Annotated in this window: 17 protein-coding genes; all 17 read right to left on the bottom strand. The window is 62.7% G+C overall.

The annotated features are described in order from the left end of the window. Positions 1-106: 106 nt before the first annotated feature. The 17 genes from B2A78_RS25610 to B2A78_RS09095 all read right to left on the bottom strand — a co-directional run bounded on the left by B2A78_RS25610 (position 107) and on the right by B2A78_RS09095 (position 16,126). Positions 107-307, bottom strand: coding sequence for a hypothetical protein (locus tag B2A78_RS25610; protein WP_143735115.1), 201 nt, complete (start codon positions 305-307; stop codon positions 107-109). A 203-nt stretch (positions 308-510) separates the two neighbouring features. Then, positions 511-786: a DUF5676 family membrane protein gene (locus B2A78_RS09020; protein WP_077729665.1), complete on the bottom strand. Its 276-nt coding sequence runs from the start codon at positions 784-786 to the stop codon at positions 511-513. Beyond that, on the bottom strand, positions 783-1,043 hold the full coding sequence (locus B2A78_RS09025) for a YHS domain-containing protein (protein ID WP_077729666.1): 261 nt from the start codon (positions 1,041-1,043) through the stop codon (positions 783-785). The genes B2A78_RS09020 and B2A78_RS09025 overlap by 4 nt, the downstream gene beginning before the upstream one ends. A 44-nt stretch (positions 1,044-1,087) precedes the next feature. Continuing rightward, positions 1,088-1,753: a V-type ATP synthase subunit D gene (locus tag B2A78_RS09030; protein ID WP_077729667.1), complete on the bottom strand. Its 666-nt coding sequence runs from the start codon at positions 1,751-1,753 to the stop codon at positions 1,088-1,090. Then, entirely contained in the window at positions 1,750-3,150 is a 1,401-nt protein-coding gene (locus B2A78_RS09035) for a V-type ATP synthase subunit B (protein WP_077729668.1), read from the bottom strand. The genes B2A78_RS09030 and B2A78_RS09035 overlap by 4 nt, the downstream gene beginning before the upstream one ends. Further along, entirely contained in the window at positions 3,147-4,973 is a 1,827-nt protein-coding gene (locus B2A78_RS09040) for a V-type ATP synthase subunit A (RefSeq protein WP_077729669.1), read from the bottom strand. The genes B2A78_RS09035 and B2A78_RS09040 overlap by 4 nt, the downstream gene beginning before the upstream one ends. Continuing rightward, complete coding sequence (locus tag B2A78_RS09045) at positions 4,966-5,634, bottom strand: V-type ATP synthase subunit E family protein (RefSeq protein WP_077729670.1); 669 nt, start codon at positions 5,632-5,634, stop codon at positions 4,966-4,968. The genes B2A78_RS09040 and B2A78_RS09045 overlap by 8 nt, the downstream gene beginning before the upstream one ends. Then, positions 5,631-5,993 (bottom strand): V-type ATP synthase subunit F, encoded by a 363-nt coding sequence (locus tag B2A78_RS09050; protein WP_077729671.1) that lies wholly within the window; start codon positions 5,991-5,993, stop codon positions 5,631-5,633. The genes B2A78_RS09045 and B2A78_RS09050 overlap by 4 nt, the downstream gene beginning before the upstream one ends. Before the next feature lie 5 nt (positions 5,994-5,998). Continuing rightward, a complete protein-coding gene (locus B2A78_RS09055; protein ID WP_077729672.1) occupies positions 5,999-6,445 on the bottom strand; it encodes an ATP synthase subunit C in 447 nt (148 codons plus the stop codon). A 14-nt stretch (positions 6,446-6,459) separates the two neighbouring features. Beyond that, entirely contained in the window at positions 6,460-8,361 is a 1,902-nt protein-coding gene (locus tag B2A78_RS09060) for a V-type ATPase 116kDa subunit family protein (protein WP_077729673.1), read from the bottom strand. Next, positions 8,354-9,385, bottom strand: a complete 1,032-nt coding sequence (locus tag B2A78_RS09065; RefSeq protein WP_077729674.1) for a V-type ATPase subunit — start codon at positions 9,383-9,385, stop codon at positions 8,354-8,356. Before B2A78_RS09065 ends, B2A78_RS09060 begins: the two co-directional genes overlap by 8 nt. 3 nt (positions 9,386-9,388) lie before the next feature. After that, on the bottom strand, positions 9,389-9,709 hold the full coding sequence (locus tag B2A78_RS09070) for an ATPase (RefSeq protein WP_077729675.1): 321 nt from the start codon (positions 9,707-9,709) through the stop codon (positions 9,389-9,391). 78 nt (positions 9,710-9,787) lie between these two features. Beyond that, the gene (locus tag B2A78_RS09075; RefSeq protein WP_077729676.1) at positions 9,788-10,042 is read right to left on the bottom strand and encodes a DUF2934 domain-containing protein; all 255 of its coding nucleotides are present in this window, start codon (positions 10,040-10,042) and stop codon (positions 9,788-9,790) included. A gap of 111 nt (positions 10,043-10,153) precedes the next feature. Then, the gene (locus B2A78_RS09080) at positions 10,154-10,549 is read right to left on the bottom strand and encodes a MerR family transcriptional regulator (RefSeq protein WP_205780716.1); all 396 of its coding nucleotides are present in this window, start codon (positions 10,547-10,549) and stop codon (positions 10,154-10,156) included. Positions 10,550-10,638: 89 nt separating this feature from the next. Further along, on the bottom strand, positions 10,639-12,333 hold the full coding sequence (gene glgP, locus B2A78_RS09085; protein ID WP_077729677.1) for an alpha-glucan family phosphorylase: 1,695 nt from the start codon (positions 12,331-12,333) through the stop codon (positions 10,639-10,641). A 66-nt stretch (positions 12,334-12,399) separates the two neighbouring features. Further along, positions 12,400-12,669: a hypothetical protein gene (locus tag B2A78_RS09090; RefSeq protein ID WP_077729678.1), complete on the bottom strand. Its 270-nt coding sequence runs from the start codon at positions 12,667-12,669 to the stop codon at positions 12,400-12,402. 247 nt (positions 12,670-12,916) lie between these two features. After that, complete coding sequence (locus tag B2A78_RS09095) at positions 12,917-16,126, bottom strand: efflux RND transporter permease subunit (protein ID WP_077729679.1); 3,210 nt, start codon at positions 16,124-16,126, stop codon at positions 12,917-12,919. Between the last annotated feature and the right edge of the window lies 1 nt (position 16,127).

The raw sequence follows: 16,127 nt of genomic DNA on the forward strand, positions 1-16,127 counted from the left end.
CCTTCCCAAGTCGAGGTGCCGCAGAGGTAGCAAAAGTCAAGGCGCACCGGCAAGAGATCCGTCCTAACCGCAGCCGCCGCTTTGTCGCCGTTCGTGGGATTCCGCTTTACCTCAATCCAGCGGCGATTTGGCGATGTAGTCTTGCCAGTTCCTCATTCTCTTTGGCGATCGCCTCATAGGCTGACGCGAGCGACTTGCAATGGCTCACCAAACTGTCCTGTGCCTCCGGAATCGGACCGAAAGAATAAGGGTACGTATCGTAGGCTTCAGCCATTTCACGCATGTCTTTCGCCTTTTCTGCAAACACCCAGGCCTCTTGTTCATAGTGAGCAGCGATCGCCTCGTGGTCTGCTTGGGTACTGGCACTCGCTATCAGTCTCTCGGCTGTAACACGGTGGACCTGGTTCGTCGTACAACCGAGGGGTAACAGAGCGAGAGCCAGCACAAGCCAAGAAACGATCGTTGTCCACCCAGTCGCCGGTTTGTTCATACTTACGAAACCATCAACCGCTAGCGGCGGCGGTGACCTTGACCTCGACCGGCGAAAACATTGTAGAGCGGCGTCCAGATCAGAGCGAAATACCACCCATACCCGTAACTTTCGGCGAGTCCGAGCCAAAAACTCTTCCAGCTGAGCCATTCGAATCCGGGCAGCAGCTTCAGCCAGATCTGGTACATGGCATGCTGGGGAAACAGCAGGTCGAACGCCACACATATCGTAAACGTGAGCGCCAGAAACAGACTGCTGGCGTGGCCCATCGCCACCAGCGAAATCCCGTGCCTCATGGTTCGCCTCCCTTTTCCTCCTCGGTGAGAAAGCGTTTCGGATGGGCATCGAACTGGTCCAGACAGACGCGCGCGCAGAAGCGGTATTCGCGTCCCCGGTACATCTTGGCATAGCCCTGATCCGGATCGACCTCCATCCCGCAGACCGGGTCGATCCACGTCGTTTGCCCGCCGTGAACCAGGCGTGCCCCGAAGCCAAAGCGCATGATCAGGTAGAACACCGCTGCGGACAGCAAAAGCCAGAAAAGTCCTTCCATCACCATCTCCTGAAGTAGGCTCAATACGGCATAAGAAGAGCTGGCTACACCTTCCCTGGCGAGAGGACCGTGCTGGCGTCTTCCCCTGGGGCGCCGGCGGTCTTCTCGCTGAGCCGCTTGATTTGGAACAGGGTGTTGCGCTCTTCTTCCTCCAGCACCGATTCGATGTAGCGCAGCGTCTCGCGATAGCGGGGGATGACGTTGTACTTGAGGGCGTTGACCCGCTTCTGGGTCTTGCGTTGCGCTTCGAGCAACCGCCACAGGGCGGTTTCCGCCTCGCCCAGGCGCGCCAGCAGGACCGCGGCTTGCGCGAGGTGGGTCCGGGTTTCGTCGAAGCTGGGATCGGTCCACATCAACCCCACGGGTTGCAAGGGCAGCGGCTCGGCGGTGACGGCCGGATATTCCACCCCGAGGCTGCTGCGCGGCAGGATGTGGACCCGCAGCGCGGGCTTGAGCCCGAGCGCCGCCTGACGCAGCATGGGACTGCTCATGCGCATCTGGGTCACGGCGAGCCAGCGATAGGCCTGGGCCAGGGCGGAGCGGATCTCGCTGCGCAGCGTGCGGTACCGGCTCAGGCGTTCGGAAACCAGCCGCGTGAGGAGTTCCCGTTTGCGCTCCAGGAGATCGTAGCCCCGCTCCAGAAACGCGACCCTGGTTTTCAGCGAGAGCAGTGCGCTCTTGGTCGGGGGGACCTTGAGGAGTGGCTTCATGGCGCTTCGTCCACGGCAGACGGCCCACGGTGAAATCTGGCCAGGTCCGCCTCGGTCACCCGGGACAAGGCTTCCGGCGGCAACCGGGACAGCAACTCCCAGGCGAGACTCAGGGTCTCCAGAATAGCGCGGTCTTCCTCCTCTCCCTGATTCACGAACCGTCGCTCGAAGGCCTCGGCAAAGGCCAATGACCTCCGATCGTGTTCGGTCAGCTCCTCGGCCCCGATGATCGAGGCGAGGTTGCGCACATTGAGCGCTCGCGCATAGGAGGCGTAGAGCTGGCTCGCCACACGCGGGTGGTCCTCCCGCGTATAGTCCTTGCCGATGCCGTCCTTCATCAGGCGCGACAAGGACGGGGGGATGGTCACCGGCGGATAAATGCCCTGGTTGTGCAACTCCCGGCTCAGCACGATCTGTCCCTCCGTGATATAGCCGGTGAGGTCGGGTATCGGATGGGTGATGTCGTCGGAGGGCATGCTCACCACGGGTACCATGGTGATGGACCCGCGCCGCCCCTTGATGCGGCCGGCGCGCTCGTAGATCTCCGCGAGATCCGAATAGAGATAACCGGGATAACCCTTGCGCGCGGGGACATCGCCCTTGGCGGTCGCCACCTCGCGCAGGGCCTCGGCGTAATGGGTCATATCGGAGAGGATGACCAGGACGTGGTGATCGAGGTCGAAGGCCAGGTATTCGGCCACAGTCAGGGCGGTGCGCGGCAGGATCAGGCGCTCGATCGGCGGGTCGTCGGCCAGGTTGATGAACATCACCACATTCTGCAGCACACCGCTTGTCTCGAAGCTCTCCCGGAAGAAGCGGGCATCGTCGTGGGAGATTCCCAGGGCCGCGAACACCACCGCGAAGCGGCTCTGCTCTTCCGCGGGAAGCTTGGCCTGGCGCACGATCTGGGCGATGAGCCGGTTATGCGGGAGCCCGGAACCCGAGAAGATGGGCAGTTTCTGCCCGCGCACCAGGGAATTGAGGCCGTCGATGGTGGAAATCCCGGTTTGAATGAATTCCCGCGGATAGGCGCGAACGGCCGGGTTGACCGGCGCCCCGCTGACGTTGCGTTGGAGCGCCGCGATCACCGGCGGGCGGCCGTCGCGCGGTTGGCCGATGCCGTTGAATATCCTGCCCAGGAGGGCGGGCGAGAGCATCACCTCGAAGGGCCGGTCCAGGAACCGCACCCAGGTCCGCTCCGGATCGAGGCCTTCCGTGCCTTCGAAGACCTGGATGAGGACCACCTCATGGGAGGTCCGGATCACCTGCCCGTCGCGCCGGCGGTTGCGCTGATCGCGCACCTGCACCCGGTCGCCCAAAGCCACCCCCGGGACCCCCCGCATGAACAGCAGCCCGCCCCGGGCGGCGGAGACCGAGCGGTACTCCTTTTCCCTCATTCCCTTTTCCCCCGCCTGAATGAGCCCCCCGGTGCGGCGCGTGGGGTCGGTTCGCCCTCACCCCTCCCGTAGTCCCGATAGAAAGGCTCGAAGGCTGCGCGGATCTCCTGGACGAAATCCCGCAACGAGGGAACCTGGTCGCTGCCGTAGGTCCCCTTCAGGCGTTGCGCCCTGCCGAGGAGGGGCAGGCCGAGCAATTGCTGCACCGGCACCCCGAGCGCGATCAGCTTTCTCCCCTGATCGTGGATTTCGAGGATCAGGTCGAGCAGGACGAACTGCTTCTCCGGGGAGGAGAAGCTGTCGACGGGGTCCAGCGCGCTTTGTTGCAACACGCCCTCCCGGATCAGGCTCGCACTCTCGAGCACCCAGCGTTGCTCGGGCGAGAGCGCTTCGGGACCCACCAGATTGACGATATGAGCCAGCTCGTCGGCTTCGGTCAGCAGACCCAGCGCCGCGGCGCGCCGCTCCGCCCAGGCCGGGTCGACGTGTTCGGCCCACCAGGAGGCCGCCGCGCCGACGTAGGCGGAGAAACTATCGGCCCAGCCCACCGCCGGGTAGTGGCGCGCGTCCGCCAATTCCTTGGACAGGGCCCAGAACGTCTGAATGATATCTTTGGTATGGCTGGTCACCGGCTCGGAAAAATCGCCACCGGGCGGCGAAACGGCCCCGATCAGGGTGATCGATCCCGTCGTCCCCGCCAGGGTCTCGACCCGGCCGGCGCGCTCATAGAAGGCCGCAAGCCGCGAAGCAAGATAGGCGGGATAGCCCTCTTCCACGGGCATCTGTCCCAGACGGCCGGCGACTTCGCGCAAAGCCTCGGCCCACCGGCTCGTGGAGTCGGCCACGACCACGACATCATAGCCTTGGTCGCGGAAATACTCGGCCAAGGTGACCCCGACATAGATGGAGGCCTCGCGCGCCACGACCGGCATGTTGGAGGTGTTGGCCACGAGCAGCGTGCGCTCCATCAGGGAGCGGCCACTGTAGGGGTCGGTCAGCTTGGGGAAACTTTCCAGGATATCCACGAGTTCGTTGCCACGTTCGCCGCAACCCACATAGATGACGACATGGACGTTGGACCAGCGGGCGATCTGCTGCTGCACCACGGTCTTGCCGACGCCGAAGGGACCGGGTACCGCGGCTTTGCCGCCCTTCAGCAAGGGAAAAAAGGTATCGAGGACGCGCTGTCCGGTCAGCAAAGGCTCACCGGCCGGGTCGCGCCGGCGATAGGGGCGGGGCATGCGCACCGGCCAGCGGTGGTACAGCTTGAGCTCGCGCGGCGTCCCCGCGCGGTCCCGAACCCGTGCAATCACCTGCTCCAGGGTATAGTCGCCGGCGCCCGCCAGGTCGATCAGTTCTCCCTCCACATCCGGAGGTACCAGGATGCGGTGGCTGAAGGTCGGATTCTCCTGCACCGTACCCAGTACGGTACCCGCGGCCAAGTTCATACCGGGGTTGAGGTCGGGGGACGGGACGAAGCTCCAAGCCTGGTCGCGGTCGAGCGGCGGGAGGCTCAGGCCGCGGGCGATGTAATCGCCCCCCTGTTCCACGAGGCCCCGCAACGGCCGTTGCACGCCGTCGAAGATCTGGCCGAGCAGGCCGGGGCCGAGTTCCACGGCCAAGGGATGCCCGAGGGCTTCGACCTTCTCTCCGGGGCGCAGCGATTCCGTGGATTCGTAGACCTGGACTACGGCCCGGTCCCCCTCGCGGCCTATGACCTCTCCGACCAGACCCAGCGCGCCGATCCTGATCTGCTCGCCGTTCATCACGCCGGACAGGCGCACGGTGACGATCGGGCCATTGATATCGAGCGTCTCACCCATGGGGCAGCGCTCCTGGCGGGATCACGGTGGCGAAGAGATGCTCCATGATCACCCGGTAGAGTTCCTCCTGCAGACGCTCCAGGCGCCCTTCGAAGGTGTTGTCGACCCGGATGCGTTCATCGGCGCTTCGCACCAGGGCGCCGCCCAGGCACTCGCGAGGGGTTGAGGACAGTATCAGGCGTTTTCCGGGAACCCACTCCTGCCGCCATTCCTCCCAGTGCGGGCGCAGCCGCTCCTGATCCCGCGCATTCACCTCGATCACCAGTTCCTCGCGCTCGATGGCCTCGACCGCTCGGCGCAGGAGCCGTCGGAGTACGGGTAGATAGCTGGGTTCATCCTCGGCGAGCTGCCTGAGCCGCTCCTTCACCTGCTCCACGGCCGACTGGACCAGAGCCCACTGGAACCGGGCGAGCTCCTCCTGGAGCTTGATTTCGCCAGCCTGTACCCGCTGCCGGAAGAGACGCTCGGCCAGTGCCTTGGCATTCTGCGTCTCCCGCTCCTCGCGCAGACGGAGCTGCTCGTGCGCCTCTTCGATCATGTGCTCCCGGGTGCGCCGACCTTCGGCCACATACGCCTTCGCCAGCGTTTTCGCCCGGTCCAGGAGGGTGGCCTCCAGCGCATCGACTCGACTGCGGTCGTTGATTTGACTGCGATCGTTCATGGCCCTTCCTCGAGCACCGAGGGCCCCAGGACCCGCCGCACCAAGTCGTCCACCGCAGCCTGATGGTCCTCCGGCGCCTGTAACGAGGGGATCTCCACCACCACGATGCGTCCCCCCTCGGCGCGCACCTGCGTGAGCAGGGCGGTGCCGCTCCGGGCGAGCGCCTGTTCCAGTACGATCAAGGCTTTTTCCTGCGTCCTCACGAGGTCCTTCAGCACCGCTTCCAAGATGTCCGGGGTGGCATCGGCATGGGTTTCGAAGCCGATCAGCGCAAAGCCTTCGAGCAGAGCTGTGCTGCCCAGGGCGATCAGCCGGGTCTCTTCGAGACCACCGTCTTCACGGGTTTTTTCCGTCGCCATGAGGATCAGCCGATCTTCCCGAGCATCAGGATGGTGACCACCAGGCCATAGATGGCGATGCCCTCGGCCAACCCAAGATAGATGAGACTGCGCCCGAAGGCCTCCGGTTTGTCGGCGATGACCGCCAAGGCCGCCGCCCCGACCGGACCGACGGCGATGCCGGCGCCGATGGTCGCCACGGCGGTGGGGATCCCGGCACCGATCATGGCAAGCCCCATGCCCACCGAGATCTCACGGACCCCCGCCTCGGGAGGTGCGGCCATCACCCCTTGGACGGCCAGAAACACGAGCCCGACCTCGGCGAGGGCAAAGGTGAGGAGATTGATCCCCAGCACCCCTTTCAGCCGGTGCGGCGATAAGCGCACGGGCGGTTTCGGGCCGAGTTCCAGGAGGACACCGAGTCCGATGATGCCGAAGAGGCTCAAGGTCATCAATCCAACCAGCCAATACATAGTCTTCTCCTCACTCAGTCAATGTGTCGTGATGCCCCGGCACCGACGTTCTCGAACAGGATCAGGGGGCGGAATTCCCGGCCGTCGCCTCGAAAGAACCGCGAAAAACCCTCATAGTACTCGAGCCGCAACGCCTGGATGATGACGATCGAACCCTCCAGCACCAGACTGAAGATATTACCGAGCACGATCGTGATCCAATGCCCGGCGTGGCCCATCATTTGAGCCAGGGTCAGGACGGCGATGGCCAGGGCCACATGGTTCAGGCTGAAGGCGGCTACGCGCAGGAAGGACAGGGTCCCCGAGAGATAGGCCATGACTGTCTCGAATCCCTCGATGAAGACCACCAGGAGCCGCTCGCCGAGGGGGACCCGGTTTTCGTGCCACTGATAGGCGAGGACGATCGCGAAGGGCAGCGCGATCGCCAGGATTTCCGTGGCACCCAAATGCGCTCCGGTCAGTCCTCGATAGCCCCCGTAGAGCAGTCCCCCATAGAACAGCAGGCCGGCCAATCCCCGGCCATCGCACAAGGCTTCGATGACACGCCCCTCGCTGAGGCGGTTGTACGCGGCGAGCACCGTAGCGAGCAGAATGAAGGCGACGCCCCAGTAGCCGGCGACCTCCAACATCAATCCGGGGTTGGACAGGGGGGCGATCCACAGCGAGGGAATGACGTCTTCGAAACCGAAGAGGCTGCCGTATAGGAAGCCGAATCCGCACGAGGAGAGGCCCACGGCGGTCACGAAGGGGCCATAGCCCCTGAGCCTCTCGCGCAGGAGCAGGCCCGCTGCCGCAATGATGCCGCCATGCCCAACATCGCCATACATCATCCCGAACATGGCGATGTAGGTGAAGGCGAATAGCACGGTCGGGTCGAATTCTCCGTAGCGCGGCACGCCGTAATTTTTCACTAGGGCGGCGAAGGGATGCAGCAGGCGGTGATGACGCAGGCAGGAGGGGACGGACTCCCCGCGCTGGGGATCGCGCACGGTCACCACCAGTGGATCCTCGATCCTCGCTCGCAAGGCTTGCTCGAGCCTCGGCAGCTCGCGCTTGGGGACCCAGCCGCTCATCACGGCGAGACCGCCGCGGCTGCGCAGGGCCTCCCCCAGTTGCGCATAGGGCCACGCCAGGGCGAGCGTCTGAGCCGCCGCCACGAGCGGGCGTTGGTTTTCCCGTTCGCACGCCCGGATCGTTTCCCGCACGGCCTGCATGGCCTGGGTGATTTCCTGCCGTCGCTTCAGGAATTCCCGGCGCACCTTGTCCGGGTAATCCTTGAATTCCTCGGGGATCTGCTGCGGGCGCCAGCCGGCCTCCCGCAGCAGGTCGGCAATCGACGCCTCGCCACCCGCGGGCCCTGCGATCACCACATGGGCGCTGCCATCGCTCTCGAGAAAACGGCGGAGCACATAGTTTGCGAGCCCGAGCGCCTCCTGGAGGCGCCGAACGTTCGCCAGCGGTACCGTTCCCAGACGAATATCCAGAAGGCCTTCCGGCCTCTGCAAACGCCCGAGATCGATGTCCAGAGCGAGAAAATTGACCAGCGTCATCATGAGCTGATCGAGATGTTTTCGTTCCTCCGTGAGCCGCCGCAGCTCCTCGAACGATCCGGAATACCGGGCCCAGAGTTCACCCAGCCAGCGATCGAGCTGCGCGAGTTCCGTCTCGGGGACCACACGGGGCGGAGCCGCGGGGATCGTGAGGGGCGTCTCGCAATGGCTGAGGATTTTGTTGAGACGGACCTGGGCCCGCTTGACAAGATCCCGGTAGGTTTCGGCAGGAAGCTCCGGCAACATCCCCTCTGCGATGCGTTCGGGTTCGAACACGCCGAATTCGGCCAGCACCAGTGTGGCAGCGGGCATCGCCTCGAGGACCGTATGCAGCGTGAGGCGTTGCATGGGCAAAGGTTTAAACATATCTTGCTTCGACCCCGCTCACATGACGAATCAGACTGGGCTCAATGCCCAACCGCTTACCTTTCAGCACGGCGCGGATCCGACGCAATTCCCGGTCACGCAACAGCAGGTAGGCAAAGCCCCGGGCCAGGTCGAAGGCCCCGTGTTTGAGCATCGTCTCGGCCAGCTGCCAAGTCCAATGCCGCAGGATATCGGTCACTTCGGGGATCGTCGAGACGTTTGCCAATAACCGGGTGAACGGGGCCGGGAGCCTTGCGATGATCTCCTCGACGCTCGTAAGTTCTGCCAATTCCAGCAGCCGTCGGCTGCTCAAGCGGTAGCTCGCTGGGATCAGCAGGTAATACGCCTCGGCGGGGGGCAAGTGATAAGCGAAACGGTACCGCAGTAGCCAGACCAGGTTGATGCGGTCGATCAGGCTGCCCACCAGAATCTGCAAGTTGCGGCCATCCGTGCTCTTGATGGCCTGTGCCCGCTGGCTAAGCCCGGCGTAATAGCGCCGATCCAGCGCCGCATCCAGGGCAAAGAGATCCCGACGTTCCTCGAATATCCGGCGTGCCTGACGGGCCATATCGGCGTAGTACGGCGTTCTCTCGAGACGGCGCAACAGTTCGGGAATATCCTCGGCATTGAGCAGTTCATCGAGGGGGAGGGTGGCATACGGACCGATATCAGTCAGCTGTTCCCGCAGGGCGGAGACCGGCTCTCCCGCGAGCTTGCCGCGGATGATGGCCTTGAGGTTGCTCACTTCGAAGCGGTGGGCCCAATAGATAAAGAAATCGCGGGCAGGACCTGTGAGCGCGCGCACGAGCGCCACCAGATCGGCCAGGAACAGGGTGATCAAAGCACTTTCCAATCCAACGGGGTCGCGGGCCGCCTCGGCGTCCAATCCCGCCCTCCCGAGCACCTCGCGTTCCTGCTCTTCCAGAGCGTCGATAAGCGCGGCGAGGCGCTCGCGGGGCAGGAGGCGCCCGGCCAGGAGGGCAACCCGCGCGTTAAAAAAGGCATAGCGTGCAACGGCCCTCACGACTCATTCCCGCGATGGATCGAGCACTAGGGCCACGGCGGCAGCCACCGTTTCCTGCAGGCGCTGCTCCGCCAGAGTCCGGATCTGCGCGTGTTGCTCTTCATAACGCCGTTCGAGCTCCGCCAAGGCTTGCGCCGCCTGCGCTTCGGCTTTCTCGAGAAAGGATGCTCGAAGCGCGGGCAGGCTCGCGGCATACCGCTCTTCCATGGTACGGGCCTCCGCCCGGGCCTCCTGCACCAGGCGGTCCCGGTCGGCCTCCGCCTCCTTGATCAGGACCTCCGCCCGGCTTTCGGCTTCCAAAAGACGCTTCAGCACATCTTCCATCGGTACGTCCTCAAAAGGTCCATGGTTCGCCCCTTGACCTACGCTCTAAGAGAACTCGCGAATCTCCTCTCTAGCCTTCTAGCCTTCCTCCTTGGAAGGGTGGGCCTGTTCGTACTCCCGTTCCGTCTCCAGCCAGTCGCTCTCCTCATAGCCAGGTTCGAATCCGCGGGCACGGGCCTTGTGGTAAGCGGCCTCGGCAATCCATTGGTGACGGGCAGCGGATGCATCGCTCTCCTTCTCTTTTTCCGGAACCTCGCCGGGTTTCGCCTGGCCCTTTTCTACCGGGGGCTGCCCCGTTTGTTCAGTGATCGGTTTTTCATCTTTCTTCGCCATGTCTTGCTCCTCGATTAGTTTGTTTGAACGCCGTGAGTTTATTGCCTTGCCAATCAGGATCTTGCCCCGGCTTTTTTCTCCGTTGATAACAAATCCGGGTTTTCAATCGATTCAATCAGGCGGCAGACGGTATCGCCATCGGGAACACCGTCCGGCATCGTCGCCCACCGGGGCCAATGCCTGTTCCATGCGGCTCTGCAGTTCCAACACCTCTTCCAGCCGCTTTCTGTTTTCGGCGATATGCCGCTGAATAAGATCACGAACCAAAGGACATGGCGACTTTCCTCTCCCGGCTTCCTCGAAAATTTGGGCAATTTCCTGAAGCGCATAGCCTAAGTACCTGGCTCGGCGAATAAAATCCACCCTTTTGACGTCCTTTTCGCCGTACAGCTTGTATCCAGTGGTCGGGTGACGAGCCGGTCGAAGCAGACCGATCTGCGTGTAATACCGGATGGTATCGGCGCTGACACGGCACCGCTGGGCTAGACGCTTAACCTGAAGGAGCATCGCTATGCCAAGCCCAAACTAGCACCTGTGTGTAACACATAGGTCAAGCCTCTTTCCATTTAACCATCTTGAACCCTAGTCATCCTTCTTCATCGGATGTACGCCTCCGCCGCATAACGGCGCATCATCCGATGGCTGTTGAAAAAAGAGGCGTTCTTACTGATCGCGCCCTTCATCACGGCGATCCAGCCCGAGCGACTCTGGTGATAGAGAGGCAGCACGACCTGTTCCAGCTTGTCATAGAGCGCCTGTGCATCGCCGCCATTGGCCGCTTCGGCTTTATCGCCAATCGCCCAGCCGGTGATCCCCTCGATGCAGCCTTCGATCCACCAGCCGTCCAGCACGCTGAGGCTGGGTACCCCATTGAAGGCGGCCTTCATGCCGCTGGTCCCGGAAGCTTCCTGCGGCCGCAACGGCGTATTCACCCAGACATCAACGCCCGACACCATCTGGAGCGCCACATCCATGTCATAGTTGGGCACAAAGGCTAAAGGGATCGCGGCGGACAATTCCCAGACATGCCTGTGCAGCAATTCGATCAGCTGCTTGCCGGCCGCGTCGCGGGGGTGGGACTTGCCGGCGAGAACGATCTGAAGGGGCCATTGCCGGGCGATCGCTTTCAGGCGCACCAGGTCGGAAAACAGCAGATCGGGCCGTTTGTACGCGGTCATGCGCCGGGCGAAGCCGAGGATCGGCAGGTCGCCTTTCAGTTCGATTCCGCAGCGGGTTCTGACGGTTTCGATCAGCGCCGCCTTGGCCTGCTCATGGGCTTCCCAGATGGCGGCGTCGGCGATGCAGCACTCGGCGCGCACCAAGAGCTCGGGCTCGTGGCACCAGCCTGGTAGGTGTCGGTTATAGAGGGTGACGAAGCTCTTGGCCGTCCAGGTGTAAGGATGCACGCCATTGGTCACCGCATGCACTCGATAGCCGGGGAACATCTGCCGCGAGATCTCGGCATGGCGCTTGGCGACGCCGTTGACATACTCGCTCAAGTTGAGCGCCAGCCGGGTCATGTTGAGCTGCGCCTCGCCCGCCAGGCGTTTGAGTGTCGTCAGATCTACGAAATCCCCCAAGATCCGCTGCACCAGGTCATAGCCGAATTTGTCATGGCCGGCCTCGACCGGAGTGTGTGTGGTGAAAACGCAAAGATCCCGGACCCGCGGAATATCATAGAGGGATTCGCCCGGGCGGATGTCCTCTTCGGTATAGGCATAGCGGCGCAAGAGCTCCAGCGCCAGCAGGGCGGAATGCCCCTCGTTCATGTGGTACTCGCGGATTTCGAAGCCCAAGGCCTGGAGTATGCGGATGCCGCCGATACCCAGCACGATTTCCTGTTTCAGCCGGTAGGCGTCGTCGCCGCCGTACAGGTGATGGGTGATCTGCCGATCGCCGGGATCGTTCTCGTCCAGGTCGGTGTCCAGCAGCAGGATCGGCTGCCGGCCATTCATGTGGCCTTTGAGGACATAGAGCCAGCAGCCGATCCAGACCGTGCGGCCTTCGATGGTCACCGCCACCTTGGCGCCCAAGGAAGTGGCCCACTCTTGGGGCTGCCAGGAATCGGGGTGCTCGACCTGGCGGCCTCGCGCATCGATTTCCTGGCGGAAGTACCCTTCGCGGCTGACCAGGGTGACGGCGACCAGCGGGATTTCGAGATCCGCCGCGGAGCGCAAGGTGTCGCCGGCAAGAATCCCGAGCCCTCCGCTGTAGGTGCGGATATCGCTGTGCAGTGCGATTTCCATCGAAAAATAAGCGATGCGCGGTCCGTGAAGGAATTCGTCAAGCATGGGTCTTATTCCTCTTTCCTTTGAGCGCCAAGATATGCGAGTGCACCCGCATTCCAGGCGTTAACGTCAGAGACCTTGAAAAGCCAGCAGAAAAAGCATTCCTGCATCGCCTAGCCAATTGCTTTCGGCTTGCAGAGACTGCCATCGCGTCCGGCCACATTCACTGAAGAGAAAGGATGCTCGAAGCGCGGGCAGGCTCGCGGCAAACCGCTCTTCCATGGTACGGGCCTCCGCCCGAGCCTCCTGCACCAGGCGATCCCGCTCGGCGTCCGCCTCCTTGATCAGGACCTCCGCCCGGCTTTCGGCTTCTAACAGGCGCTTCAGCACATCTTCCATCGGTAAATCGTCCTATTGCTCTTACAACTCTGACCCTAATATTCGGGGCCCTGCCATCCCGGGGGTCCCTGTCCGATGCATCGATAGGATTTACATGGAAACCGGGGTCGTCCTTGGAAATGACTTGTGGCGCAAGCGCTCAAAGCCAAACTGCCAATCAGCAGTAAAGATATCGTGGTCGCGGGCTTTACAACTCGAGTGAATTTGAAGCCGGCAAAGGTAAATACTTGACGCATGAATAAGGGTGTCATCGCGCCTCACGAGATTCCCTGTCCTCTTCTCGCGGAGAGGCGGCCAGCGGGATTTCGGTTTCCGGGAGGGCCGGCTCCGGAGCGACCGTTTCCCGGGCTTTGAGCCCTCGTCCTTTCCAGATCTCGTAGATCGCCGGAATCACGAGGAGCGTCAGGATGGCCGAGGTGAGCATGCCGCCGATCATGGGGGCGGCGATGCGTTTCATCACGTCAGCACCCGTCCCATGGCTCCACATGATCGGGAAGAGCCCCGCCATGATGGCCACCACGGTCATCATCTTGGGCCGGACCCGTTGCACGCTTCCCTCGATAATCGCCTCCTCCAAGTCTCCTCGGGTCTGCATCCGGCCTTGAGCCACGCGCCTGTGATAGGCCTCATCGAGATAGACGATCATGACGACACCGGTCTCGGCCGCAACGCCCCCCAGGGCGATGATGCCGACCCACACTGCGACGCTGAGGTTGTAACCGAGGAGGTATAGGTACCAGAACCCGCCGATCAGGGCGAAGGGGACCGACAGCATGACGATCAAGGACTCCGTCACCGAGTGAAAGTTGAAATAGAGCAGCAGGAAGATCAGGAAGACCGTCAGCGGCAGCACCACCCGCAGCCGTTCCGCGGCGCGCTGCATGTACTCGTACTGCCCGGACCAGGTCATGATGTAGCCCGGAGGCAGCTTCACCTGCTTGGTGACGGCGGCCTTGGCCTCCTCGACGAACCCACCGAGATCGCGGTCGCCGACGTCGACGTAGATATAGCCGGTCAGCATGCCGGCCTCGCTGCGGATGGTGGCGGGGCCGCGGGTCCGCACGATCTCGGCGAGTTGTGACATGGGGATTAGGCTACCTTCCGGGGTCCGTATCAGGACCCGGTTCAGCCTACTCTCATCATCTCTCAACTCGGTCGCATAGCGCATGTTGATGGTGTAGCGTTCCCGGCCTTCGATGGTGGTGGTGATCACCTTGCCGCCGATGGCGGATTCGATGACGTCCTGTACATCTTCGATAGTGAGGCCATAGCGGGCGATCTCCGGGCGCTTGATGCGGAAGTCGAGAAAATATCCCCCGCTTACCCGCTCGGCGTAAACGTTGCGCGCCCCTGGCACCATCTTCACCACGCCTTCGACCTCTTTCCCTACCTGTTCGATCACCCCCAGATCGGGGCCGGAGATCTTGATCCCCACGGGCGTCCGGATACCGGTGGTCAGCATGTCTGTCCGGGCCTTGATGGGCATGGTCCAGGCATTGGTGACCCCGGGCAATTGCAGCCGCTCGTTCATCTCGTCGATCAGCTTTTCCCAGGTCAGGCCAGGCCGCCACTGGTCCTCTGGCTTGAGTGTCACCACCGTCTCGAACATCTCGAGCCCGGCCGGATCGGTGGCCGTTTCCGCCTTGCCCGCCTTGCCGAAGACGTGCTCCACCTCCGGGAACTGCTTCAGCATCCGGTCTTGTATCTGCAACAAGCGGGTCGACTCCGTGACGGACTGGCCCGGAAACCCCAAAGGCATATAGAGGATCGTGCCCTCGTTGAGGGGCGGCATGAATTCCGAGCCGAGCTTTTCGTAGACCGGCACCGATAGCGCCAGCGCTACTACGGCGATGAGGACCGTGACCCACCGGAAGCGCAGCACCCACTTCACGATAGGTTCGTAGCCCGCGACCAGGAGCCGGTTCAGCGGATTTTTTTCGGCCGGCGTGATCCGCCCCTTGATGAGCAGGATCATCAAGAGGGGCACCAGCGTGATCGAGAGGAAGGCGGCGAAGAACATCGAGAAGGTCTTGGTGTAGGCGAGCGGCTTGAAGAGCCGCCCTTCCTGCGCCTCCAGCGTAAACACCGGGAGGAACGAGACCGTGATGATGAGGAGCGAAAAGAAGAGGGGCCGGCCGACTTCCTTGGCCGCCTCGATGAGCACCCGCGCCCGCGTTTCGGGGTTGTGATCCGGGGCTTCTTCGAGTCGTTTATGGGCGTTCTCGATCATGACGATGGCCGCGTCCACCATCGCCCCCACGGCGATGGCGATGCCGCCGAGCGACATGATGTTCGAGCTGAGCCCCAGGTAATACATGGACAAAAACGAGAGCAGAATGGCGATCGGCAGGGTCAGAATCGCCACCAGGGCAGAACGGAAGTGAAAGAGGAAGGCGACACAGACCACGCTCACCACGATCGTCACTTCGATCAGTTTTTCTTTCAAGGTGGCGATCGAGCGGAGAATCAGCTCCGAGCGGTCGTAGACGGGGACGATCTCAACCCCTTCCGGGAGTGACGTTCTGATCTCGGCGATCTTGGCCTCGATCCGCTCAATCACTTTCAGGGCATTTTCACCGAAGCGCATCACGACGATGCCGCTGACCACGTCCCCCTCGCCATCCAGGTCCGAGATGCCGCGCCGCATCTCGGGCCCGAGGGCCACATGGGCGATGTCCCTCATCAGGATGGGGGTGCCCTGCTCGTTGGTGCCGACGGCGATCTGTTCGATGTCGCCGATCGAGCGGACATAACCGCGGCCCCGCACCAGGAATTCCGCGCCGGCGAACTCGACCACCCGACCCCCCACCTCGTTGTTGCTCTGCCGGATCCGCTCCATGATGTCGCGGATCGACAGCTTGTAGGCCAGAAGCTTCGTGGGATCGAGGTGCACCTGGTACTGCTTTTGGAAACCGCCGAGGCCGGCCACGTCGGACACCCCGGGGACCGCCTTGAGCCAATAGCGCACGTACCAATCCTGCAATGTTCTGAGCTCGTCCAGGCTGCGCTTGCCGGTGCGATCCACCAGGGCATATTCGTACACCCATCCGACCCCGGTCGCATCCGGACCCAGTTCGGGCACCACGCCCGCGGGCAGGCGCTTGACTGCACCTGCCAGGTATTCCAGAACCCGCGACCGCGCCCAGTAGATGTCGGTGCCTTCTTGAAACAGAATGTAAACGAAGGAATAGCCGAAAAACGAGTAACCTCTCACCACCGTAACCCGGGGCGCCGAGAGCATCTGCGTCACGAGGGGGTAGGTCACCTGGTCCTCGATCAGTGTCGGGTTGCGTCCCTCCCATTCGGTATACACGATCACCTGGACGTCGGAGAGGTCCGGGATGGCGTCGAGGGGCGTACGCAGGAGAGCCCACAGCCCCCAGGCGCCGAAAAAAACGACCCCGAGGAACACGATAAAGCGGTTCTTCGCACTGTATTCGATGATCTTCTCGATCATA

Source organism: Methylocaldum sp. 14B, assembly GCF_002005105.1.
Classification (GTDB): domain Bacteria; phylum Pseudomonadota; class Gammaproteobacteria; order Methylococcales; family Methylococcaceae; genus Methylocaldum.

Coding starts and splice junctions, on each gene's coding strand:
- B2A78_RS09020 (WP_077729665.1), bottom strand. CDS start 786: ATGAGGCACGGGATTTCGCTGGTGGCGATGGGCCACGCCAGCAGTCTG.
- B2A78_RS09025 (WP_077729666.1), bottom strand. CDS start 1,043: ATGGAAGGACTTTTCTGGCTTTTGCTGTCCGCAGCGGTGTTCTACCTG.
- B2A78_RS09030 (WP_077729667.1), bottom strand. CDS start 1,753: ATGAAGCCACTCCTCAAGGTCCCCCCGACCAAGAGCGCACTGCTCTCG.
- B2A78_RS09035 (WP_077729668.1), bottom strand. CDS start 3,150: ATGAGGGAAAAGGAGTACCGCTCGGTCTCCGCCGCCCGGGGCGGGCTG.
- B2A78_RS09040 (WP_077729669.1), bottom strand. CDS start 4,973: ATGGGTGAGACGCTCGATATCAATGGCCCGATCGTCACCGTGCGCCTG.
- B2A78_RS09045 (WP_077729670.1), bottom strand. CDS start 5,634: ATGAACGATCGCAGTCAAATCAACGACCGCAGTCGAGTCGATGCGCTG.
- B2A78_RS09050 (WP_077729671.1), bottom strand. CDS start 5,993: ATGGCGACGGAAAAAACCCGTGAAGACGGTGGTCTCGAAGAGACCCGG.
- B2A78_RS09055 (WP_077729672.1), bottom strand. CDS start 6,445: ATGTATTGGCTGGTTGGATTGATGACCTTGAGCCTCTTCGGCATCATC.
- B2A78_RS09060 (WP_077729673.1), bottom strand. CDS start 8,361: ATGTTTAAACCTTTGCCCATGCAACGCCTCACGCTGCATACGGTCCTC.
- B2A78_RS09070 (WP_077729675.1), bottom strand. CDS start 9,709: ATGGAAGATGTGCTGAAGCGTCTTTTGGAAGCCGAAAGCCGGGCGGAG.
- B2A78_RS09075 (WP_077729676.1), bottom strand. CDS start 10,042: ATGGCGAAGAAAGATGAAAAACCGATCACTGAACAAACGGGGCAGCCC.
- B2A78_RS09080 (WP_205780716.1), bottom strand. CDS start 10,549: ATGCTCCTTCAGGTTAAGCGTCTAGCCCAGCGGTGCCGTGTCAGCGCC.
- glgP (WP_077729677.1), bottom strand. CDS start 12,333: ATGCTTGACGAATTCCTTCACGGACCGCGCATCGCTTATTTTTCGATG.
- B2A78_RS09090 (WP_077729678.1), bottom strand. CDS start 12,669: ATGGAAGATGTGCTGAAGCGCCTGTTAGAAGCCGAAAGCCGGGCGGAG.
- B2A78_RS09095 (WP_077729679.1), bottom strand. CDS start 16,126: ATGATCGAGAAGATCATCGAATACAGTGCGAAGAACCGCTTTATCGTG.